The organism is Streptomyces sp. RKND-216 (assembly GCF_004795255.1).
Taxonomy (GTDB): domain Bacteria; phylum Actinomycetota; class Actinomycetes; order Streptomycetales; family Streptomycetaceae; genus Streptomyces; species Streptomyces hazeniae.
The window spans coordinates 3,255,083-3,275,028 of the sequence record NZ_SSBQ01000002.1; the positions used below are offsets into that span (position 1 = coordinate 3,255,083).

A 19,946-nucleotide genomic window follows, 5' to 3' on the forward strand; every position below is an offset into this window, starting at 1 on the left:
GGGCCGGCGCGGGCGAGGGGCGCCACGGCCCCGGTCCCCGGTACGGTCGGGGATAATCGCACCGTACGCACGACCACCGTCGGACCACTCCACGACATTTCCATCGCAGGAACGCAGGAAGCACAGAGGTACCCCATGGCCGGCAACAGCGCACGCCGCAACCGCCGCACGTCCAACAAGAAGGGCGCGCAGGTCGGCAGCGGCGGCCAGCGCCGTCGCGGCCTGGAGGGCAGGGGCCCGACCCCGCCCGCCGAGATGCGCAAGGGCCACGCCAAGCAGCGTGCCGCCCAGTCCAAGGCGCGCCGTGCGCAGGGCCGGCAGAGCGGCCCCCGCCGCGGGGCCGGCAAGGGCAGGGGCAGCGCCGAGCTGGTCGTCGGCCGCAATTCCGTGGTCGAGGCGCTGCGCGAGGGCGTCCCGGCGACCACCCTCTACGTGCAGCAGTTCATCGACAACGACGACCGCGTCCGGGAGTGCGTGCGCCTCGCGGGCGAGCGCGGCGGCATCCACCTGATGGAGGCGCCGCGTCCGGAACTCGACCGGATGACCAACCACCTCAACCACCAGGGCGTCGTGCTCCAGGTGCCGCCGTACGACTACGCGCACCCGGAGGACCTGACCGCCGCCGCCTTCGACGACGGCGAGGACCCGCTCATCGTCGCCCTGGACGGGGTCACCGACCCGCGCAACCTCGGCGCGGTGGTGCGCTCCGTCTCCGCCTTCGGCGGCCACGGCGTCGTCGTGCCCGAGCGCCGCGCCGCGGGGATGACGGCGGGCGCGTGGAAGACGAGCGCCGGAACCGCCGCCCGCACGCCCGTCGCCCGCGCGACGAACCTCACCCGTGCACTGGAGACGTACCAGAAGGCCGGTCTCACGGTCGTCGGTCTCGCCGCGGACGGGGACACCGAGCTGACCGAGCTGGACGTGCTCGACGGTCCGGTCGTGGTCGTCGTCGGCTCGGAGGGCAAGGGCCTGTCACGTCTGGTCGGCGAGACCTGCGACGTGCGGGTGCGCATTCCGATGCCGGGCGGAGCCGAGTCGCTGAACGCGGGCGTCGCCGCGGGCGTGGTGCTGTACGAGGCGGCCCGCCGCCGCGCGTGATCTGAGGACCGCGCCCGCCGGTGGCACCGGCGGGCGCACCTGCGCCCGGAAGCGATCGCTTCGTGTGGTGATCTGGTCGCTTGACGGGTCGCGGACAGATCGGCGCGGTCAAGGCAGTGTCTTCTCCGTCCGTCACTCGGTTAGATGAGTGTGGACACGAGAACACCCCGCACACCTACCGGGGGAACGCGCGGATTCACCGACGACGAGCCCGTGCTGAGCACGGTCAAGGTCCCGTCCGACCCCGGGCAGGTCATCGTCAACCACGTGAGCTTCCGGGTGCTGCTCGCCGGCCCCGCACCCCGCAGCGCGGCCCTTGAGGCCCCACGGCTGCGCGCCGCCCGTGCCGCGGGCGCCAAAGTGGGCTTCGGCGCGACGGCGGGCGCCTCCGTCGGCGCCGCCCCCAGAGCCGGACGACGCCGGGCCCCTCTCGTGTGGAGCGGCCACGCCAACCCCGAGGACACCGGCGCCATCCGGCTGCTCCAGGCCGTACGGGTGCCCCCGACCGGCCTGCTCCCGAGCCCGTCCGCGGCGCCCGAGGCGGCGAACGCCTCCACCCGGACGCTCCCGCGCCTCGACGACGCGCCCCCGACCGTCGTCGGCCCGCGTGGACCGGGTCCCTCGGAGCACACCCAGCCGCTGCTGGCCGGCGTACGGCCCGCGCGCGGCGCGTACGACGACCTGCCCGGCGGCCCGGACGGCACAGGCCACCTGGACGGACCGGCTGACGACGGCGAGGCGTACGCCGACGGGGTGCGCCGCCCGCGCCGCAACGACCCGGTGCGGCACGCGTACTACCCCGGCCGCCGGATGAACCTCGGGATGGTCCTGCTCCCGCTGCGGATCTTCCTCGGCTTCATCTCGGTCTACGCCGGCATGGGCAAGCTCAGCGACCCCGTCTACTTCAACGGCGGCGCCCGCGGCTCGATGGTGACCTGGCTGCGCTCGCTCGAGCCGTGGGCCATCGCCACACCGCTGCACGACTTCGCGGTGTCGCACCCGGTCGGTGCGGGCCTCACCGTCGCGTTCCTCCAGGTCGTGGTGGGTGTCCTGACCATCTTCGGGCTCTGGCAGCGCCTCGCCGCCGGCATCGGCGCCGCCCTGTCCCTCGCCCTGCTGGTCACCGTGAGCTGGAGTTCGGTGCCCGTCTACGACACCCCGGACATCATCTACCTCGCCGCCTGGAGCCCGCTGCTGATCGCGGGAGCCCCGGTCTACTCACTCGACGGCCGGCTGGCGGGAGAGGCGTGGCGCACCCTCGGGCCGCGCGCGGACATCTGGGACCTGCGGCGCCGCGTGCTGCGCCGCGGCGCGGTCGTCGCGGTGCTCGTCTGCGGTCTGGCGCTGCTGGTCGGCGCGGTCCTCGGCGGCGCGGTCCGCGCCTCGGACGCCCCCCGGGTCTCCGAGCCCGGCCAGCCGCCGGTCAACCACCTGCCCGGCTCGCCGCTGCCGCAGGAGCCGAAGAAGAAGACCGGGCCGGACGGCAGCACCGGCGTCCGCACGCCCGGCACCGACCGCACCCCGGGGCCGTCCGCCTCCAGCGCGGGCACGCCGAGCGGGCGCAGCGGGGCGCCGAGCGCCCCGAGCCAGCAGGAGACCGTGCAGGCACCGGCACAGCCCGCCGCGCCGCAGGCGCCGGAGCAGCCGGCCGCCCCCTCCACCACGGGGACCGGCAGTTCCGGCCCGTCCGGCGACGACAGCTCCGCGGGCGGCGGCACGGCCACCGGCGGATCGACGGGCGGCGGCACGACGGGCGGCGGCGGGCCCGAGCGGGGCGGCGCGCTGGGCGGCCTGCTCGGCTGAGCCACGGCGGCGCCGCGACGTACCAACGGCCCGGCGGGACATCCCGCCGGGCCGTTCGTACGTCCGCCCCCGGAGACGGGCGGCGTCAGCGCCCGGGCGGCCGGCCCTGGTCGCCGTACGGGTTCCCGCCGGGCCCGCCGGGACGGTCGTGTCCGCCGCGGGTGTCGCCCTGCGTCCCTCCGTGCGGTCCGCCCTGCGTCCCTCCGTGCGGTCCGCCCTGCGTCCCTCCGTGCGGTCCGGGCCGTCCGAGCTCCTGCTTGAGCCTGCGCTGGGCCTTGTCCACGTGGCGCCGGTACTTGCCGTGCGTCTTGCGGTCGATCAGGTCGCCCGCCACGTCGATGCCCTTCGCGGCCTTGCTCTCGTGGCCCTTCAGCATGCTCTTGATCTTGTTCATCATGGACATCTGGATCTACACTCCTCTGCCGCTCGTCCACGGCCCAGCATTGCCGCACGCCGTACGGATCGCACATGGAGAGCGTCCGGGGCGCGCCGTGCCCGTGGGCGTCTCGGCCGCTACCCGACGGCTGTCCGGCCGGGGCGTTCTCATGCCTCCCCGGCGAGTTCCCGTGCCGCTTCGGTGAGGTCCTTCGCCGTATCGATGGCCCGCCAGTAGGCGCCGTGCGGCAGCGGGTAGCCGGCCAGCGCACGTTCCCGGGCGAGGCGGGGGAAGGTGGTCCGCTCGTGGTCGCCCCGCGTGGGCAGCAGGGCGGTGAACGCCGCGGAGAACACGTACACGCCGGCGTTGATCAGGTACGGCGACGGCGGGGCCTCGATGAAGTCCAGCACGTGCCCGAACTCGTTGGTCTCCACCGCCCCCCAGGGGATGCGCGGCCGGGCCAGCGCGAGCGTCGCCGTGGCGTCCCGTTCGGCGTGGAAGTCGGCCATCTCGCGCAGCGAGAAACGGGTCCAGATGTCGCCGTTGGTGGCATACCAGGGCTCTTCGGGGCGGGGGAGGGAGGCGGCCGCGTAGCGCAGGCCGCCGCCGCGGCCGAGTGGCTCGTGCTCCACCACCACGCTGACCCGCAGCGGGAGTTCGGTCGCCTCCAGCCAGCCCTCCAGTACCTCGGCGAGGTGGCCGCAGGAGATTACGGCGTCCGTCACGCCCTCGGCGGCGAGCCAGGCCAGCTGGTGCCCGATGATCGGCGTGCCCGTGCCGGGGATCTCCACCATTGGTTTCGGGCGGTCGTCCGTGTACGGGCGCAGGCGCGTGCCCTGGCCGCCTGCCAGGACGACCGCCTGGCTGGGGCGGTGCGAGGTGTGCGGAACGTCGGGCTCGTCGGTCCGGTCACTGGTCATGACGGCACCCTATGGGCGGCCCGGGCGTGATGCGGAGGCGCCGGGCCAGACGCAGGGGCCGGCCGCCACCCGCCGCGGTGGGGGCGGCGCCGGGCGGGCGGGCGCGCACGCGCTTGCGGAGGGCGCACGTCCTTGGACGCGCACCCTCCGCAGGCCACCGCGCAGCCGCGTCGGAGCGCCTTCGGGCGCTTCCGCGTGGTCGCGCTAGCGCATCTGCGCGACGCCGGTCGCGAACGAGGTGTCGCAGACCGGGCGGGAGAAGCCCTGCGCACGGTGCACGGCGCCGTACTTCTTCACCGCGGCGCGGCCGAGCGCCTTCGCGATGGACGTGCAGTGCTCGGCGAGGGACGGGCGGCGCTGCATCTCCCGCTGGAGGCTGGTGAGCGCGACTCCCGGGTCCTTGGCCTGGAGTTCGGTGATCAGACGCTCCTGAAGTACGTCCTCCGGCGCCGCCGGAGCCCCCTGGCGCGTCGACGACTTCTCCGCCGATGCCGTGAGGAGCTGGGACTCGGAGGGGTCGGCCGCCCAGGGCACGCGGGCCACCGCGAGCGTCCCGGACATGACCAGGACGACGGGCAGCACGAGTGCGAGGGAGCGGCCGATCCTGCGGGCTGCTTTGTTCGCTGCGTGGTGTGTCACGGAGCGATCGTAGCGAGGAGTGATGATGAAGCGACATTCCGTCACTCTGTCGAGGGAAGAAAAACTTCGAAGTCGCGTCATGGTGTTGACGCGCACCGCCCGAAACCGGTGTAAAAGGGCCGTACCCCCGGGAGTTCCGGAGGTACGGCCCGTCGTCCGACAAGGGGCGTACGGCGTGTCGCCGTCCCGCGCCCTCGGCGCCGTCAGTCGCTGAGGCGCTCGCCGGTCGAGGTCGAGAACACGTGGGTCTCGCCCGCGCGCGGCACGACGTGGATGGTGGAGCCCTTCTCCGGCACGTCGCGACCCGCGACGCGGATCACCAGTTCCTTCTCCTTGCCGCCGATCTCGGCGTTGCCGTACACGTAGCCGTCCGCGCCGAGTTCCTCGACGACGTCGACGGACACGGCCAGGCCGGCGTGCTCGTCCTTCTTCAGGCCGCCGCCGTCGCCGTTCACCAGGTCGAAGTGCTCGGGGCGGCAGCCGACCGTCACCGTGGTGTCGCCCTTGGAGGTGGCCGAGGACAGGGCCTCGCGCTCCACGGGCACCACGCTGTTGCCGAACTTCACACCGCCGTCGGTGACCGGCACCTCGACCAGGTTCATCGCCGGCGAGCCGATGAAGCCCGCGACGAACAGGTTGGCCGGCTTGTCGTACATGTGGCGCGGCGAGTCGACCTGCTGCAGCAGGCCGTCCTTCAGCACGGCCACCCGGTCGCCCATCGTCATGGCCTCGACCTGGTCATGGGTGACGTACACCGTGGTGATGCCCAGGCGGCGCTGCAGGCTGGCGATCTGCGTACGGGTCTGGACGCGGAGCTTGGCGTCGAGGTTCGACAGCGGCTCGTCCATGAGGAACACCTGCGGCTCACGCACGATGGCGCGCCCCATCGCGACGCGCTGCCGCTGACCGCCGGAGAGCGCCTTCGGCTTGCGGCCCAGGTACTCCGTGAGGTCCAGGATCTTCGCCGCGTCCTCGACCTTCTGCCGGATCTCCGACTTCGGCACACCGGCGATCTTCAGGGCGAAGCCCATGTTGTCGGCGACGGTCATGTGCGGGTAGAGCGCGTAGTTCTGGAACACCATTGCGATGTCCCGGTCCTTCGGTGGCAGGTGGGTGACGTCACGGTCACCGATGCGGATGGCGCCCTCGTTGACGTCCTCGAGCCCGGCGAGCATCCGGAGCGAGGTGGACTTGCCGCAGCCGGAGGGGCCGACGAGGACGAGGAACTCGCCGTCCTCGATGTCGATGTCGAGCTTGTCGACAGCGGGCTTGTCGCCACCGGGGTAGATCCGGGTGGCGCTGTCATAGGTGACCGTGGCCATGCCTGTGTACTCCTTCACCGGCAGGTACGTGCCGGACGATCCGTAGTAAAGGGGGATTGTCCTCCCGGCGGGGAGGTTTCCGAGACGTTAACCCGTCGCCCACGTGCTTGTCAGTAGTCCCGGCCGGTCGAAACTCCACGTCGTCACCCCGATGCGGGCAGGTACACTGCACCCCGGGCGCCACCCGGCACGCCGCCTTAGCTCAGCTGGTTAGAGCATCTGTCTTGTAAACAGAAGGTCGTCGGTTCGAATCCGACAGGCGGCTCCAGTTCACAGGCCCCGTCCCAAGATCGGAACGGGGCCTCTGTCGTGCGTACAGCAGCGAAGTACAGCAACCGGGGTGATCGTCAGGAGCTGGGTGGGCTCTGACTGACCGTTGCAGTGCGCCGCGGATGCAGCGGCGCATGTGAAGTCCGCCACATCGGAGGGGTGCTCCCTCGCTGTCCGGCCTTCCATCAGGCGTGTGAGCTGTACAGATGGATACTCTCGTAAAGCGGCTTACTGAACCTGTAAAGTGCTTTACATTCGCAGTCATTGATGGTAGGAGCTACGGTCTTGCTGTGGCACCTGACTTGGCATCACTTATGGCTTCCGCTGCTTCTGGGGCGTTCCTTTTCATCGCTACAGTCTCGGCGTTCCTCTGGCTGGCTCTCCTCGCTCGCAGTGATCACCTGCGCGCCCGTGCAAAGGAGCTACTCCGGATTGTGTTCCGTCTTGAGTAGCGGTCAGGCGCTCCAGCCGCCGACGTTGACTCGGACGCTTGCGGCTAAGGCTCGGGCCTTGGCTCCTAGGGGGGACCGCCGAACCTGTTGGAGAGCCGTTGCAGCGCGTCCCGGATCTCCTCGTCGCTGGCCTCGGAGTACACGTCGAAGGTCATCGTGAACTTGGAGTGCCGCAAGATTCGTTGTGCCACCTTGGGGTGCACCTTCATGGCAACGAGCAGCGAGCCCGTGGTGTGCCGGGTGTTCCGGAGCGGGATGCCCCGGAGGCCGGCCTGGCGGATGCGAACGGAGAAGGCCCGGGTGAGGTTGCCGGGCTCGATAGGGGTGCCGTAGCGGGTGGTGAAGATCAGCCCGTGCCCGTCCTGCCAGAGGTCGCCGGCCTTCTGGCGGTCCTGCTCCTGCTGACCGAGACGCTTCCTGAGCGCGCCGAGGCAGAGCTCGGGCAGAGGAAGGAACGTCTCCGAGTCCTCCGTCTTCGTCTCGCGGTGCAGCACCTCACTGCCGGCCCGCTGCAACTGGTGGTCGATGTAGAGCTGCCCGGCGTCGAAGTCGATGGACTCCCAGGTGAGGCCCAGGATCTCCCCGCGTCGCAGTCCGAGCGTGAGCGCCAGGACCCACGCCGCGTAGAGCGGGTCATCGGCAGTGGCGGCGTGCTCCAGGAAACGGCTCGCCTCCTCGACGGACCACGCCTTGATCTTGCGGCGCCGCGGCTTGGGGACCCGGACGAGCTTGGCGACGTTGCGGGAGATCTCCTCCTCGACCACCGCCTGACTCAGGGCCGCACGCAGCGTGTCCCGAGCGATCTGCACGACTCGCCCGCTCGGGTACTGCTCGCAGCACTCACCGATGGCGCAGCACCGCTGACGTTCGGGACGGCGCTTGGCGTCCTTGCGCTGTGCGCAGCACTGGCAGGTGTCGGCGAGCTTCGTCAACCACTCGCGCGCGTCCCGCACGGTCAGCTTGTCGAGCCGCTTGGCGCCCAGGTGCGGAGCGATGTACAGACGCGCCGCCCCCTCGTACGCCACATACGTCAGAGGAGCGAGGTTCGGCTTCACGACAGAGGTCAGCCAGTAGTCGAGGAAGCCGGCCACCGTGCGGTGCCGGGTGGCGACCGGGCCCCTACTCGCCTCGCCGTGCAGCTTGACCCACTTCTCATGCACCTCGGCACGGCTCTTGCCGTACACGTACTTCCGCTTCCGCTTCCCGTCTGGCGTGTCGACCCAGGCGTATGCCGCGAAACCGTTGCGGTAGGGGTAGATCGAACCTTCGCCGTTGCCCCGCTTGCCGCTCATGCCGACCACCGCTCAGCTTCAGCAGCGCAGCGCTCGACGTACTCGTCCACCCACGCGGGCAGGATGCGACGGTTGCGGCCGATCTTCACGGAGCGGATCTCGCCCGTAAGAACGAGCATCTTCGTCTTGGACAGCCCGAAGCCGAGCATCTCGGCGACCTCGGCTGTGGTGTGCCACTTCCTCTCGATCACGGCTGCGCTCATGGCTAGTCTCCTTCCTGAGCACGTAGGTCTTGCAGGGCTTCGCGGGCTGTCTCGCGTCGAGTTCGGATCTCGGCAGCGATGCCGGCGGCGAGTGCGGATTCGCCAGGGGTGTGGCCGTGACCGGCGTACTGCCAGTCGGCAAGGACGAGGACGGTGTCCGGCTCCAGGTCCTCGATGCCGAGTGCGGCGGTCTGCTCGGCGGCGCGGTAGTCGGCTCGGGCCTGCCGGAGGGCGCCGAGGGTGGTGGAGTACCGGCGCGACTTCGTGGAGAAGTGGCCCCGGAAGCCGAGCATGTGTGCCCAGGCCCACAGCCGCCGGTCCGGATACACCGGGTCGAGGTCCTTGCAGGCCCGGACAAGGCGGCGGGTGTGGTCGGGCACCTGGTGGTGGTCGAGTTCGGCCATTTCGCCGATGCGGCGGTCGAGGGTGCCGGTGGTCTCGGCGGCTTTGGTGGAGTACTTGGCGATGTAGGAGGCGACGGCTTGCTCGGTGAGTTCTGATCCGTCCCCGAAGGCCTTGACCGGCCGCACGTCGAGCTGTGTGCCCCAGCGCAGGGTGTGGGCAGGATGCCCATCGGTCGCGGGCACGGTGACCGATGTGTACGAGTGCCGGATCGCAGCCCGGATGGCGTCGGTCAGTAGCCCGAGCGTGGCCCAGGAGGGCGGCGGGTCTTGTGGCCCGTCGGGGCCGTCGAGGCGGATCACGGTGTGGAAGTGGATCGCGCCTCGGCGCTGGAATTCTGCGACCTTGCCGAAGGACACCCGTGCCGTGTTGGACAGCTCCCGTTGGGTGATCCCGGCGCGGCGGGCGATCTCGCGGCGGAGGCGGGTGGTGAAGCGCTGCCAGAGCTGTCCGGCGTGGTTGTTGAACAGCACGGCCCCGGCGTAGTCGTACGACTCCGGGTCGAGTGGCGTGCCCAGGGTGTCGGAGTCGGCGGGGTGGCGGGTGCCGCAGCGGCAGCGGCCGGAGTCGGGCCGGTTGTGCACGGGGCCGAACGACGGCGCGGTGAGGGTGGCGAAGACGCGCGGGTGATCCCGCACCGTGGCGGGGATGTCGCGGCGGTCGTCCCCGGCGAGTCCAGCCCTGATGAGGTGCCAGGTATCCCCGGCGTAGGTGTGGGCGCAGGAGGGGCAGCGTGAGGCGCGGCGGTTGCCGCAGGCGACGCGGAGCCGTCCGCCGGGCTCATCCTCGGTGGAGTAGCGCTGCAGCGTCTCGCCCGTGGTCTTGTCTTTGGTGAGGGTCCAGCCGGTGAGGTGGATGGGGTTGGCGCAGCCGCCGGTGCGGCGCACTTGTTCTTGCCAGCGGTCGAAGCCGGGGGACCCGGCCACCCTGAGCGCGTCGGCGAGGGTGGTCGGGTCCAGCGTGGCCGCCGGTGTGGCGGTGTGGGTCATGCGCGCACCTCTGCCGGGCGGGTGCGGAGCGGGGTGGTGCCGGTGCCGTTGCAGGCCGGGCAGGTGGCGCGGAGGGTGCGGCGGGTGCCGTCGGGGTGGCGCTGGCCGGTGTCGATGGCGACGACGGGGAAGCCGTCGCAGTCGCGGCAGTGCCGCATCCGTCGGGCGGTGATCGTGTGGGTCATGATGGGTGTCTCTTCTGATCTGACTGGGTTGGTTGGGGGCTGTGCCCTGCCGGGGCGGCGGATGCTTGGCGGTATCGGTGCCGCCCGGAGGGCCGGTCAGCGCTGGTGCTGGCCGTTGAGCAGGGAGCGGACGACGAGGGCGCAGACCGCGAGGGATGCGGCGGTGATGGCGACTGCCAGGAGCATGGAGACCAGGACCGTGCCGACGACGAGGACGGCCGCGGTTCCACCGGCCACCAGCGCGGCAGCGGTTCCGGGCGTCATCCGGGCCGAAGCCGCGGGGACCGGAGTGGCCGGCGCATGCACCGGGGCCGGGTGCTGGCAGTCGCAGCCGGTCGGTTCGACAGCGGCGCCGGGACGGATTGCGGCCGGAGTGACCACGTGCGGCGTGGTGCCGGTCGGGGCCGGGACGGTGGGGTATTTCGGTCGGAACATGGCGGGTCCTTTCGTTCAGTCGTTGGTGCCGTTGACGATCTGCGTGCCGGTCTCGGCGCCGCCCTCGATGACCGGGGCGATGAAGGTGTCGGCCAGCAGGAAGCCGCCGAGGAGGAGGGTCACGACGAGCCAGGTCGGGGGGCGGAAGAGCTTGATGCCGAAGTAGCCGAAGACGGCCAGGAGCGCGACGAGCGGGATCTCTACGGACATGGGTCGGTCTCTCCTTTCAGCGGATGCGGCAGCGGTGGGTGCGGGCGGCAAGCTGGGCGGCGGAGCGGGTGCCGTAGTCGGCGGACCAGCCGCAGCGCTCGGAGGTGCACACGGCTGCGTGGCGGGTCTGACCGGTGCGGCGGTCGCGGTGGGTGCCGATCTGCACCGGGCCGATGCGCTCGACGGAGTGGAAGAAGTCACGGGCAGCCACGATCAGTTCTCCTTGTCGGTGTCGGTGGTGCGGGCGTCGCGTTCGTCGGCTTCGGCCCGGAGTTCGCGGGCGAGGAAGTGGTGTCCGGTGGCGTCCATCTCGTCGGCGGCGTCGCGGAACTCTGCGGCGGTGGGCTCTCGTCCGGCCATGGCGGGTGTGTCCTTCCGGTCAGGTGAGTTGGGCGGCGATGGCGTCGGCCATCGGCGCGGGGACGCCCAGGCGGGCGCGGAGGGTGTCGGTGTCCATCGGCGCCCCGGTGCGCTCCTGGTGAGCAGTGGCGAGCTTCCGGGCGTGCTCGACCAGCGGAGCCGGAACCGAGACCGCCGGTGCCGGGGCGGGGGCCTTGACCGGCTCGACCGGTGCGGGCTCCTGCTCGACCTGGGTGGTCGTGGGTGCCGGCTCTTCGGCCGGTGCGAGCGCGGCCGGGGCGTGCTCCGGTTCGTCGGCGGTCGAGGTGTCGGTGACGAGGCCGTGGACTTGCCGCATGAGTGCGCCGAAGGCGAGGAGGGCGGCGGTCGGGGGGACGGCGGCGACGACGTGTTCCAGGCTCAGGGCGTCTTGTTCGACTCCGGCGACGTTGAGGCCGATGGACCCGAGTGACCCGGCGGCGGTGAGGGCGAAGGCCCACCAGTCCCAGGCCCCGCGCAGTGCGGCGCGGAACATGAGGACTTCACCGGCGAGGATGAACAGGTCGATGGTGCCGGGCCAGGCCCAGGCCCGCTCGGGGCTGGAGGCGAGGCCGTGTTCCTTGGCGACGTCGGCGAGGTGGGCGTAGGAGAGCCAGAACGCGGCCACGGTCAGGACGAGGATGACGGCCCCGGCGGTGAGGATCGCGGCCCGTTCTGCCTGCTGCTGCGTCATGGTCGGTTCACTCCTTCCGGTTTTCGGCATGGGTGGGGTAGGGGCGTGGCGTGAGGCGGTCACACCAACCGAGGGGGAGCGCGCGAAGGGGTCAGGCCGCTTCGGTCAGCTCACGGGCCCGGGCCGTGTCGAGGGCGGGCCGGTAGTCGGCCAGCTCCGGGAGCTCGGGGGTGAGGTCGGCGTGCTGGTTGCAGGTGTTGACGGCCTGCCGCAGCGTCGTGAACGGCGTGCGGGTGAGGACCCAGCCGCCGGAGGAGTCGGCGGCTACGGCGGTGCCGGGCCGGTCGGTGCCGATCTGGACGGCGGCGAGTACGGCGTCGGGTGCGATGTCGGCGAAGGCCATGTTCGCGGAGGCTTCGTCGTTGACGCGGTGGGCGGTGCGGCCGGTGAGCTGGGAGCGCAGGAGGGTGATGCCCTTGCCGAGGTCGGCGCCGAAGCGCTGCCCGCAGACCTCGACGTAGATGCCGGCGGCGCGGCCGAGCTGGGCGAGCCGGACCAGGGCGGTGACGATGGCGTCGCGCCGCTTCTCCTCCGCCTTCGTGGCGAGGGCGAGTTCGGCGACCTCATCGACCAGCAACACGACCGGTACCGGCCGCAGATGCTCGGGCAGGCCCCAGATGTCGGCGGTGATCTCCGCGTCCGGCACGTCGGCGCTGATGCGCTGCTCACGCCGGATGACGTCGAGGATCGTCTCCATGCGGTCGATGAGTGCTTCGAGCAGGCCCAGGGCGTCGTCCGGGTTGTCGGCCAGGGCGGAGAAGCGGCGGGCCAGCGGGTAGAGCTCCACACCGTTCTTGCAGTCGATCCCCACCAGGGCGACCCGCTGCGGCGCGAGCGCAGCCACCAGACGGCGCTGGTAGACGGACTTGCCGGACTGTGTGGCGCCGATGTTCAGCGCGTGCGGGACCTGCCGGTAGTCGCGGTAGTGCACCGAGCCGTCCTCGCGGAGGGAGACCGGAACCCGCAGCGTCGACTCTTCGGTCTTGGTGGGCATCTGTACCCGGCGCAGGACGTCGTAGCCGGTCATGCGCAGCTCGACCATCCCGGCCTTGACCTCTCGCGAGGAGACGCCCTGCATGCCGAAGGAGTGCCGCAACCGGTCCGAGGCGGCGGCGAAGTCGAACGCGTCCTGCCCCGGCTGGAGCTTGACCCGCACCACCAGACCAGTCCGAGTCACCCGGAGACGGCGGATGCGTGGGACGCGGGAGGCCGGCACCTCGCTGCGGGTGGCTCGTGCGAGCAGCAGCCGCAGTCGCGACGGCGGAACGGTCAGCCCGCAGGCTTCCATGACCGAGGCGTACCGGACACGGAGCCGGATCACCGCGACCAGGGCACCGAAGGTGAGCCAGTACCAGGCCGGGCGGCGCCACCGCAGCAGCGCCGCCATGCCCAGGATGACCACCACGGAGGCGATCGTCAGCGTCTCCATGGTCAGGCCGCCTTGGCCTTGGCGCCGGTGTCGGCCAGGGAGGTGACAGCGACGGCGCGGAAGGCGATGCCGTGCCGACGCTGGCCGTTGAACTCGTTCTCCCACGGCCGCGCGACCAGGCCGGTCAGCGCCAGCGGCGTGCCCATGGCCAGCTCACCGGAGACGCCGGTGTCCGGAACTGTGATGGCCAGGATCTCCGGGGCGTTGCCCTCCAGGGCGAACATCACGTTCACCGTCATGAGCTTCGCGCCGGTCTCGCGGTCGGTCTGGACCTCACCGGTCTGCCGGTTGACTTTCGGCTCAGCCGGACCAGCAGCCATGACCTGAGCGGCGTTGGTGTCGACGGGGATCTGACGCATGAGGAGACTCCTCTAGATGTGATCGACTCCGTCACTCATGTATATGAGTGACGGTTAGAAGAGTCGCGCACTCATGTGTATGAGTCAAGTCCCTTCTCGAAGTTTCTTGTTCGCGACGCTCTGACCTGCCGGTGCGTCAGTCCCCGGCGGCGATGCGGTAGTCGAGGACGAACTTGTCAGCGGCCATCACGGTGTCGCACACCTCGACCACGCGGCCGGTGTCCGTGATCGCTTCGCGCACCAGGTGGATGACGGGCGAGCCGGGGCTCAGGCTCAGACCGGACGTCTCCTGCTTGGTTGCCAGCCGGGCGCGGACGGTCTCGACGTACTCGGCGAGGGTGTTGCCGTGTTCCTCCAGGCGGGCGTAGATGCCACCGCCGCCGGGGTTCTCCGCGAACATCTCCGGGATGTCCTTGACCACGTCCCACGGCAGGTACGAGGTGGCCTCCTCGGTCGGGATGCCGTCGCTGAAGTACAGCCGCCGCCGGGCGAGCACCTTCGTGCCAGGCTCGACAGTCAGTCGCTCGGCGATCTCCTCGGGCGCCTCCATCGGACCGACATAGAGCACGTTCACCGACGGAGTGGACCCGGTCTGCTCGCTCTCGGCCAGGTACGCGGCCTTCCCGGCCTTGCGGTGCGAGCGGCGGAACCGGTCGGAGGACTTCCGGCGCACAGGAGGCCGGCGCTTCACGAAGGAGCCGCGGCCGTGGTGCGTCTCGACGAGCCCGGCCGTGCGCAGCTCGGCGATGGCCTTCCGGACGGTGCCGACAGAGCCGCCGTACTGCTTGATCACCTCGGCCTCACTGGGCACCTGCTCACCGGGGGCGAGTACGCCCTCGCGGATCTGCTGGGCCAGGCCCTCGGCGATCTGGAGATACTTCGGGACGGCCGAGTCGCGTGCCGCAGGTGTACCCATGTCCTTGCTTCCTCCTATGCTCCTATACATGAGTATCGGTACCCCGACAGCGCGGTCAACGCCGCTGCACTCCGTGTCCGTCGCCGGAGCGGTCATCCGCGAGGATGGCAGGTTCCTTACGATCAAGCGCGCGGACAACGGCAAGTGGGAGCTCCCCGGGGGCGTACTCGAACTCGACGAGTCACCGGAGGAGGGCGTGCGACGCGAGGTCTACGAGGAGACCGGCATCCGGGTCGAGGTAGACCAGCTCAGCGGCGTCTACAAGAACCTGGCGCGAGGCGTCGTGGCTCTGGTCTTCCGCTGCAAGCCGTCCGGCGGAGCCGAGCGCACCTCCGACGAGTCCACCGCCGTCGCATGGCTCACGCCCGAAGAGGTGACCGAGCGGATGAGCGAGGTCTACGCAGTACGCCTGATGGACGCAACTGCCAGCGATGGGCCGCATGTTCGCAACCACGATGGCCGCCAGCTCATCGAGACGCGGTAAGAGTTTCCCTACTTCATCAAGACGGCTCGCTCCGCTCGCCGCGCGGCCCGGCTCGCCGCCGGGCCGACGCTCCTGTCTCCGCCCCGCTCCGGCCCGGCCGCCGGCCCGCGCACGGTGCGAGCCACAGAAGGGGGCGCCATCGTGGCTGGGGCGGTCGGCTCCGTGACTTTAGGCAGCCACCATGGGGCGAGCCTCGAAGATCGGGGGCCCACTTCGGGCTATTGCGGGCAGGCTAGGTGCTGCCCGAGTCGCGGCAAGCTTACGGGCCCCCGATCTCTCGCCCCATGGCAGCTCCAGCCCAAAGTCACTCCACCAACCTCGAAGGTGACAGTCCGCTCTGACTGGCCTTCGGCAGTAGTTCAGTCATCGTTAGCGCCAGAAGCAAGTCGACGCTTCAGGCGCAGACAGTGCTCGTTGTGTGGATCTCGTTTTAGTCCTTCTGTCGTCCAGCCATCGGCAGCCTGAGTATCCTGGGTAAACATGCATAGCCAGGCGAGGCGAGAAAGATCGGTTGCGTCTGCTTCCTGATGACGCGATTCGAGTAGCAAACGCAGCTTACGAACCATGAGGCGCCGTTCGTCAGCGTCAAGAACTAGCTCCCTGCGAGAGAGGAGGCCGTTAAGCCGAGAAGCCGCAGAACTCAGATCTTTGAATGCTGGGCGAGTGAGCTCGGCAAGTTGCAACCGGGCGTTCATTTCAGCGAGCGGATCGTCGGCCGCCTGGTACAGAGCCACCAGACGATTCCATCCTTCTTGGTCTACTGGATTATTTTCGATGTAGCGATTAACAGAATGAATAGCCGCCGTCAGGTCGGACATCTGATCTCGCTGAAGTTGCGCTAGGGTAAGCCATGCCGACGGAAATCCGGTAGCAATGTATTCGATTACAGAAAGTTCCTGACTGACATCTTCTCCGTTCTCGGCTCGCTGCGCTGCCAATCTTGCCAAGCGGTCAACCCGGGGGCCTAGACCATGCGCCAGGTCTGTGGTGCTTGTAGCTCCAAAGCCTCTTATCAACTCAAGATCTGAGTCGATGGCAAATTTAAGCGGACTCGTCACCAGTTTCTTCTTCCCAAATTCCGCTGCCGCAAGCGGAATGGAGAGAAATTCCTGTCCATCGCCCCCCTCGCGAACAATTTCAATGAGAGACTTCTGCTCAAGATCTCGCAAAGCGGCATCGACGTCGAGATGGGCCATGTTGGTATCGGAATGTCCGGGCACAGGCCTAAGGAGCACCGCCTCCAGGCCGATGCGTGGTACAAGGGAGCGCCAATTGCACAGAGTTAGGAAGACCCGCTGAGCGGACGAGGAAAGAGAAGCGTAGGAACGGTCAAACAAGGCGTCAAGCATAACCTCTTTAGCGGCCATGACGCGCCGCGGGGTGATCCGGCGCCCTTCATTTGCCACTTCCCCAAGCAGTACTTTCGTAATGTACGGGTGACCGCCGGATTCGCGGTAAAGTGCGTCCCTGTATTCAGGGTCGATGAGCTCGAAGATGCCAAGCCTAACGGCCGTCACATCAACAAGTTCATTGAACTCACTTTCGTTCATTCCGCTTACTTCGATAGGGTAGTCTGCCTTAAAATCACGCGTGCGCGTCGTAATAAGCACCTTATTTGGGAGGCGAACGGAATTGCTAAGAAATTGGAAGAGTTCAGCTTGATCTCTGATGGTTTCGAAGTTATCGAGCACGAAAATGAATGGACCCCATTCTGAATCTCCGGACAAATTGCTCGACAAGTATTCTCGCGCCTCGGCCGCCTTCGGTGAAGGTGTAATTTCCATCAATCCGGCGAAATCTCTCGCTACGTCATCGATAGAAAGTACGTCGGGGCGCACCACTTTAGGTCCTTCTGGCAGCAGGTCAATATCCCGTGCGCTGAACCAGATAATGCCAAAGAAGGAGTCCGTTTGGGAGATTTTATGAAGCACTTCCAAAGCCAGGGAGGTCTTGCCTACGCCCCCGCGGCCTTGCAGAGTAACTACCGGGTGGCGATCGTCACAGAGAAGTTCCGCAAGTTCTCTTTCTAGGGCAGCACGCTCCACATAACGATCCGGGCGCGGAGGTACGTTACTGAGAGCCTGCCCTACATAGTCCATAGCCGGATTCGCGGTTGTCTCCGAAGGGGGTTGTGCCTCCTTCGGGAGAAGGTATCCGCTACCATCAATGGTGCGCACCTCATCGCTGACATAAGACAGCGCTTCGAATTTGCCGTTACGGAAATTGCCATTCGGTAGATAAAAGTCTGTAAGGTCGGGGTCTGTGAAGAGAAGCGAAGAACGGCGGGGTTCCCCTAGATAGACATAGCTGCCATCCGGGAGGGAGTGATCACTCTCGCGAGCGAGGTGGGCGAACTCATCTCGCCCATTACCGAAAGCGCTGATGCGGTACTTTCCTGACAGGCTTCGGTGGAGATGGGCCCATGCTCGGTTGAAGGCAGGTGCATGCTCCAAGACCGCTGCAAGTGATTCTTCGAGTGGTGGGCAGATGCTGGAAAGCGTGGCACCGCGTGGGGCACCGTGGCCGCGCGTGCGGTTTCTCAGCCAGCTGAATTGGCGCACCCAAGCCCTTAGACTGGTTCTTTGACGCGTGAGGTCCTCGTACGTCGCTTCAAGACATCTGCAAACCTCATTGAGAGAATCGACTGCCTTACGCTGCCAGCCATCGGCGCCTGGCTTAAACGTCTCAGAAATAGCCCGCTGAGAATCGCGGCCTGCGATGTTGAGATGCTGACTCGCAGGCCCTGAAACCGCCTGGTCCAAAACCTCAGCCCATCTTCCAATTCCATCTGCTCGAACCAGCTCGTACTCGAGAGAGTACCTATGCCGCTCGCGATCGTCTTCGATTGCAGTTAGAATCTCAATGACGAGCACTTTCGTCACCATCTCGCCCAAGTAAAGGAGGTCGAAAAAATAGGCAGTATCGGACTCCTCTTGCGCCAACCTCGATCGTTCGAGCATCCTGGAAGCGGGAATGAAGGAAATGGTCATGAAGTGAGACCTTCCAAGTGTGGCAGGGTAACGATACGGGCGCTGCTTCTGACGGTGTGACCACCACCTTCCAGGATAAAGGACCGATGGCGCTTGGTCTCTTCAATCGGCTCATCTTGCGTCGTTGAAGTCGACCGCATCGTCCCGTGGCACTACCAGGATGAACAACTCCCGGTCTCTCCCGTGCAGAGTGAGAGCTGGCAGCGGCACCGCATTGGACACGATGGCGGGGGCCGGCTGCGGCCGGGGCCGTCTCTGGGACCGTGCGAAGGTGGCCACGGCTGACAGAAGGCGAGGGAGGTTGACGACCGTCACACTCGCTGATCAGCTGACCGACACCGGAGCGGATACCAGCTGCTCGGCCAACTCGACGGCGACAGTCATCGGCGTCTCGCAGATGCCTTGGCTGTAGGTAGGCGTACGGCGCATCAGCCAGCGGTACCGTACGCCGTCGACCGTCAGATGCCGTGAGCCCTTGCGCAACAGGGTCACGCTTCACTCCTCGTTGGCAGTGCTGTACAGCAGCGGAGTACAGCAACCTTGGTGACCGTCCCCGACCGGTGGTAGCCGCGCGAGGTTCTGCAGCGGCCAGTATGGCCGTAGATGACCGAGCCGGTTACAGCTTGTAAACAGAAGGTCGTCGGTTCGAATCCGACAGGCGGCTCCAGTCCACTCCAGCTCGCAAGGCCCTTGCGGAATCGCTGGGGGCTTGTGGCATCACCGGCTGACATCAGCCGACGGTTCCGGGTGGCGCGACTGTGCGGGGCTGCGCGGGGCGGGGGGTTGCTCCCGGTCTGCGGGGCGGGGGATTCGGCATTACCGTGACAAAAGGGGTCACCCCCACGGTCGATCCCCCTGCAGGCCGCACTGCGGGAAGGTGGGGACCACGTGGACGTCACCGTGCACGCCCCCGGGGAGCTGAGCGCGGCGGACCGGGCGGCCTGGGCCGGTTTGCAGGCCCGGGCCTGGGAGTCGGGCAACGACGCGCTCGCGAACCCCTTCCTCTCCTACGGTTTCACGGCCGCGGTGGGTGACTGCTTCGGCGGCGTGCAGGTGGCCGTGGTGCGTGACCGGCGCGAGGGGCCCGGTGTGGCGGACGGCGGTACGGCCGCCGCGTTCTTCCCCTTCCGTCGTAGCCCTCTGGGGGTGGGGACGGCCGTCGGCCTCGGGGTGTCCGACTGTCAGGGCATGGTGCACGACGGGGACTTCCGGGCCGACCCGCACGAACTGCTGCGCGCCTGCGGGCTGGCCATCTGGGAGTTCGACCATCTCGCCGAAATGCAGTGGCCGTTCGGGGCGGCGGCCACCCGGTGGTACCCGTCGCCCGTGATCGACGTCGGGGACGGCTACGAGCCGTATCTCGAAGGTCTGCGGAGCCGTTCGCCGAAGCTCGTACGCGATCTGCGCCGACGTGAGCGCAAGCTGGAGCGCGAGCTGGGCGAGCTGCGCTACGTGCACGACGAGCGCGACCCGGACCTGCTCCGCACGCTGATGCGGTGGAAGTCGGCGCAGTACCGGAGGACCGGCCGCAGCGACCGCTTCGCGCAGCCGGAGCTGCTGGGGCTCGTGGAGCAGCTCTTCGGGGCGCACGAGCCGGAGTGCGCCGGGCTGTTGTCCGTGCTGTACGCGGGCGAGCGGCCGATCGCCGGGCACTTCGGTCTGCGGTCGCAGCAGGTGATCAGCTGCTGGTTCCCGGCATACGACACGGACCACTCGAATCTCTCGCCGGGCATGCTGCTGCACCTGAAGATGGCCGAACACGCGGCGGCCTCCGGGCAGGCGTATCTCGACCTGGGCCGGGGCGAGATGTGGTACAAGGACGCGCTCAAGACCCGTGAGCTGCGGGTCGGCGAGGGCTGGGTGAAGCGGCCGCACCCCGTGGCGTTCGCCCACCAGGTGCGGCGCGGTCCCCTGCGCGCGCTGCGGCGGACCGTGCTCGGCCGTCCCGGGCTGCGCCGCCCGGCGGACAGGCTGCTCAGGCGGCTGGGGCGACTGCGCTCCGGCAGCGAGGCGTGATCCTTCCCCCTCGTCGCCCGTCCCCGCACGTTCCGTCGCCATCGGCCGCCGCCGACCGCTGGGGGTGCCCTTCCGACCGCTCTG

21 protein-coding genes, 1 tRNA gene and 1 pseudogene are annotated in these 19,946 nt (G+C 68.7%); 5 read left to right on the forward strand and 18 right to left on the reverse strand.

Annotated elements, in window-relative coordinates; translation table 11 throughout:
• Positions 1-135 precede the first annotated feature (135 nt).
• Both rlmB and E4198_RS14640 read left to right on the forward strand, forming a co-directional pair.
• Complete coding sequence (rlmB, locus tag E4198_RS14635; RefSeq protein WP_136183534.1) at positions 136-1,098, forward strand: 23S rRNA (guanosine(2251)-2'-O)-methyltransferase RlmB; 963 nt, start codon at positions 136-138, stop codon at positions 1,096-1,098.
• A gap of 144 nt (positions 1,099-1,242) precedes the next feature.
• Positions 1,243-2,901 (forward strand): DoxX family protein, encoded by a 1,659-nt coding sequence (locus E4198_RS14640; protein WP_136183535.1) that lies wholly within the window; start codon positions 1,243-1,245, stop codon positions 2,899-2,901.
• A gap of 244 nt (positions 2,902-3,145) precedes the next feature.
• Here E4198_RS14640 and E4198_RS25465 read toward each other — a convergent pair.
• The 4 genes and pseudogenes from E4198_RS25465 to ugpC all read right to left on the reverse strand — a co-directional run.
• A pseudogene (locus tag E4198_RS25465) lies at positions 3,146-3,304 on the reverse strand (antitoxin); the annotation flags it as partial.
• 140 nt (positions 3,305-3,444) lie between these two features.
• Positions 3,445-4,197, reverse strand: a complete 753-nt coding sequence (locus E4198_RS14650) for a nucleotidyltransferase family protein (protein WP_136183537.1) — start codon at positions 4,195-4,197, stop codon at positions 3,445-3,447.
• Positions 4,198-4,401: 204 nt separating this feature from the next.
• Positions 4,402-4,881: a hypothetical protein gene (locus E4198_RS14655; RefSeq protein ID WP_247597690.1), complete on the reverse strand. Its 480-nt coding sequence runs from the start codon at positions 4,879-4,881 to the stop codon at positions 4,402-4,404.
• A 158-nt stretch (positions 4,882-5,039) separates the two neighbouring features.
• Positions 5,040-6,158, reverse strand: coding sequence for a sn-glycerol-3-phosphate ABC transporter ATP-binding protein UgpC (gene ugpC, locus E4198_RS14660; RefSeq protein WP_136183539.1), 1,119 nt, complete (start codon positions 6,156-6,158; stop codon positions 5,040-5,042).
• Positions 6,159-6,349: 191 nt separating this feature from the next.
• Between ugpC and E4198_RS14665 the strand changes: the two genes are divergently transcribed.
• Positions 6,350-6,426 (forward strand) — tRNA-Thr (locus tag E4198_RS14665).
• A 519-nt stretch (positions 6,427-6,945) separates the two neighbouring features.
• Here the strand turns inward: E4198_RS14665 and E4198_RS14670 are convergent.
• From E4198_RS14670 to E4198_RS14720, 12 genes are all read right to left on the reverse strand, one after another.
• The gene (locus tag E4198_RS14670) at positions 6,946-8,181 is read right to left on the reverse strand and encodes a site-specific integrase (RefSeq protein ID WP_210732827.1); all 1,236 of its coding nucleotides are present in this window, start codon (positions 8,179-8,181) and stop codon (positions 6,946-6,948) included.
• Positions 8,169-8,375 carry an excisionase family DNA-binding protein gene (locus E4198_RS14675; protein WP_136183541.1) on the reverse strand — a complete coding sequence of 69 codons (207 nt, stop codon included), beginning with the start codon at positions 8,373-8,375 and terminating at the stop codon, positions 8,169-8,171. The genes E4198_RS14670 and E4198_RS14675 overlap by 13 nt, the downstream gene beginning before the upstream one ends.
• 2 nt (positions 8,376-8,377) lie before the next feature.
• A complete protein-coding gene (gene repSA / locus E4198_RS14680; protein WP_136183542.1) occupies positions 8,378-9,766 on the reverse strand; it encodes a replication initiator protein RepSA in 1,389 nt (462 codons plus the stop codon).
• The gene (locus E4198_RS14685; RefSeq protein ID WP_136183543.1) at positions 9,763-9,951 is read right to left on the reverse strand and encodes a hypothetical protein; all 189 of its coding nucleotides are present in this window, start codon (positions 9,949-9,951) and stop codon (positions 9,763-9,765) included. Before E4198_RS14685 ends, repSA begins: the two co-directional genes overlap by 4 nt.
• A 96-nt stretch (positions 9,952-10,047) precedes the next feature.
• A complete protein-coding gene (locus E4198_RS14690) occupies positions 10,048-10,386 on the reverse strand; it encodes a SpdD-like protein (RefSeq protein ID WP_136183544.1) in 339 nt (112 codons plus the stop codon).
• Positions 10,387-10,401: 15 nt separating this feature from the next.
• Entirely contained in the window at positions 10,402-10,596 is a 195-nt protein-coding gene (locus tag E4198_RS14695; RefSeq protein ID WP_136183136.1) for a hypothetical protein, read from the reverse strand.
• Between the two features lie 16 nt (positions 10,597-10,612).
• The gene (locus tag E4198_RS14700) at positions 10,613-10,807 is read right to left on the reverse strand and encodes a mobile element transfer protein (RefSeq protein ID WP_136183545.1); all 195 of its coding nucleotides are present in this window, start codon (positions 10,805-10,807) and stop codon (positions 10,613-10,615) included.
• A 2-nt stretch (positions 10,808-10,809) separates the two neighbouring features.
• Positions 10,810-10,956, reverse strand: coding sequence for a hypothetical protein (locus tag E4198_RS24915; protein ID WP_168711439.1), 147 nt, complete (start codon positions 10,954-10,956; stop codon positions 10,810-10,812).
• 19 nt (positions 10,957-10,975) lie between these two features.
• On the reverse strand, positions 10,976-11,668 hold the full coding sequence (locus tag E4198_RS14705; RefSeq protein WP_247597691.1) for a DUF2637 domain-containing protein: 693 nt from the start codon (positions 11,666-11,668) through the stop codon (positions 10,976-10,978).
• 91 nt (positions 11,669-11,759) lie between these two features.
• Positions 11,760-13,097 carry an FtsK/SpoIIIE domain-containing protein gene (locus tag E4198_RS14710; protein ID WP_136183547.1) on the reverse strand — a complete coding sequence of 446 codons (1,338 nt, stop codon included), beginning with the start codon at positions 13,095-13,097 and terminating at the stop codon, positions 11,760-11,762.
• A 2-nt stretch (positions 13,098-13,099) separates the two neighbouring features.
• Positions 13,100-13,456 carry a hypothetical protein gene (locus tag E4198_RS14715; RefSeq protein ID WP_136183548.1) on the reverse strand — a complete coding sequence of 119 codons (357 nt, stop codon included), beginning with the start codon at positions 13,454-13,456 and terminating at the stop codon, positions 13,100-13,102.
• A 136-nt stretch (positions 13,457-13,592) separates the two neighbouring features.
• Complete coding sequence (locus E4198_RS14720; RefSeq protein WP_136183549.1) at positions 13,593-14,372, reverse strand: GntR family transcriptional regulator; 780 nt, start codon at positions 14,370-14,372, stop codon at positions 13,593-13,595.
• Between the two features lie 16 nt (positions 14,373-14,388).
• Between E4198_RS14720 and E4198_RS14725 the strand changes: the two genes are divergently transcribed.
• On the forward strand, positions 14,389-14,856 hold the full coding sequence (locus tag E4198_RS14725; protein WP_136183550.1) for an NUDIX domain-containing protein: 468 nt from the start codon (positions 14,389-14,391) through the stop codon (positions 14,854-14,856).
• Positions 14,857-15,215: 359 nt separating this feature from the next.
• Here E4198_RS14725 and E4198_RS14730 read toward each other — a convergent pair whose 3' ends face one another.
• Positions 15,216-17,846, reverse strand: coding sequence for an NB-ARC domain-containing protein (locus tag E4198_RS14730; RefSeq protein WP_136183551.1), 2,631 nt, complete (start codon positions 17,844-17,846; stop codon positions 15,216-15,218).
• A gap of 324 nt (positions 17,847-18,170) precedes the next feature.
• Entirely contained in the window at positions 18,171-18,338 is a 168-nt protein-coding gene (locus E4198_RS24920) for a hypothetical protein (protein WP_168711440.1), read from the reverse strand.
• A gap of 396 nt (positions 18,339-18,734) precedes the next feature.
• Here E4198_RS24920 and E4198_RS14735 point away from each other — a divergent pair, with 396 nt between their 5' ends.
• Positions 18,735-19,862, forward strand: coding sequence for a GNAT family N-acetyltransferase (locus tag E4198_RS14735; protein ID WP_136183552.1), 1,128 nt, complete (start codon positions 18,735-18,737; stop codon positions 19,860-19,862).
• Positions 19,863-19,946 lie beyond the last annotated feature (84 nt).

What these genes read in the sequence shown, in the direction of transcription:
- E4198_RS24915 (WP_168711439.1), bottom strand. Translation starts at nt 10,956, where the DNA reads ATGGCCGGACGAGAGCCCACCGCCGCAGAGTTCCGCGACGCCGCCGAC.
- E4198_RS14715 (WP_136183548.1), bottom strand. Translation starts at nt 13,456, where the DNA reads ATGCGTCAGATCCCCGTCGACACCAACGCCGCTCAGGTCATGGCTGCT.
- E4198_RS14685 (WP_136183543.1), bottom strand. Translation starts at nt 9,951, where the DNA reads ATGACCCACACGATCACCGCCCGACGGATGCGGCACTGCCGCGACTGC.
- repSA (WP_136183542.1), bottom strand. Translation starts at nt 9,766, where the DNA reads ATGACCCACACCGCCACACCGGCGGCCACGCTGGACCCGACCACCCTC.
- E4198_RS14650 (WP_136183537.1), bottom strand. Translation starts at nt 4,197, where the DNA reads ATGACCAGTGACCGGACCGACGAGCCCGACGTTCCGCACACCTCGCAC.
- rlmB (WP_136183534.1), top strand. Translation starts at nt 136, where the DNA reads ATGGCCGGCAACAGCGCACGCCGCAACCGCCGCACGTCCAACAAGAAG.
- E4198_RS14690 (WP_136183544.1), bottom strand. Translation starts at nt 10,386, where the DNA reads ATGTTCCGACCGAAATACCCCACCGTCCCGGCCCCGACCGGCACCACG.
- E4198_RS14675 (WP_136183541.1), bottom strand. Translation starts at nt 8,375, where the DNA reads ATGAGCGCAGCCGTGATCGAGAGGAAGTGGCACACCACAGCCGAGGTC.
- E4198_RS14725 (WP_136183550.1), top strand. Translation starts at nt 14,389, where the DNA reads ATGCTCCTATACATGAGTATCGGTACCCCGACAGCGCGGTCAACGCCG.
- E4198_RS14720 (WP_136183549.1), bottom strand. Translation starts at nt 14,372, where the DNA reads ATGGGTACACCTGCGGCACGCGACTCGGCCGTCCCGAAGTATCTCCAG.
- E4198_RS14695 (WP_136183136.1), bottom strand. Translation starts at nt 10,596, where the DNA reads ATGTCCGTAGAGATCCCGCTCGTCGCGCTCCTGGCCGTCTTCGGCTAC.
- E4198_RS14730 (WP_136183551.1), bottom strand. Translation starts at nt 17,846, where the DNA reads ATGACCATTTCCTTCATTCCCGCTTCCAGGATGCTCGAACGATCGAGG.
- E4198_RS14710 (WP_136183547.1), bottom strand. Translation starts at nt 13,097, where the DNA reads ATGGAGACGCTGACGATCGCCTCCGTGGTGGTCATCCTGGGCATGGCG.
- E4198_RS14705 (WP_247597691.1), bottom strand. Translation starts at nt 11,668, where the DNA reads ATGACGCAGCAGCAGGCAGAACGGGCCGCGATCCTCACCGCCGGGGCC.
- ugpC (WP_136183539.1), bottom strand. Translation starts at nt 6,158, where the DNA reads ATGGCCACGGTCACCTATGACAGCGCCACCCGGATCTACCCCGGTGGC.
- E4198_RS14640 (WP_136183535.1), top strand. Translation starts at nt 1,243, where the DNA reads ATGAGTGTGGACACGAGAACACCCCGCACACCTACCGGGGGAACGCGC.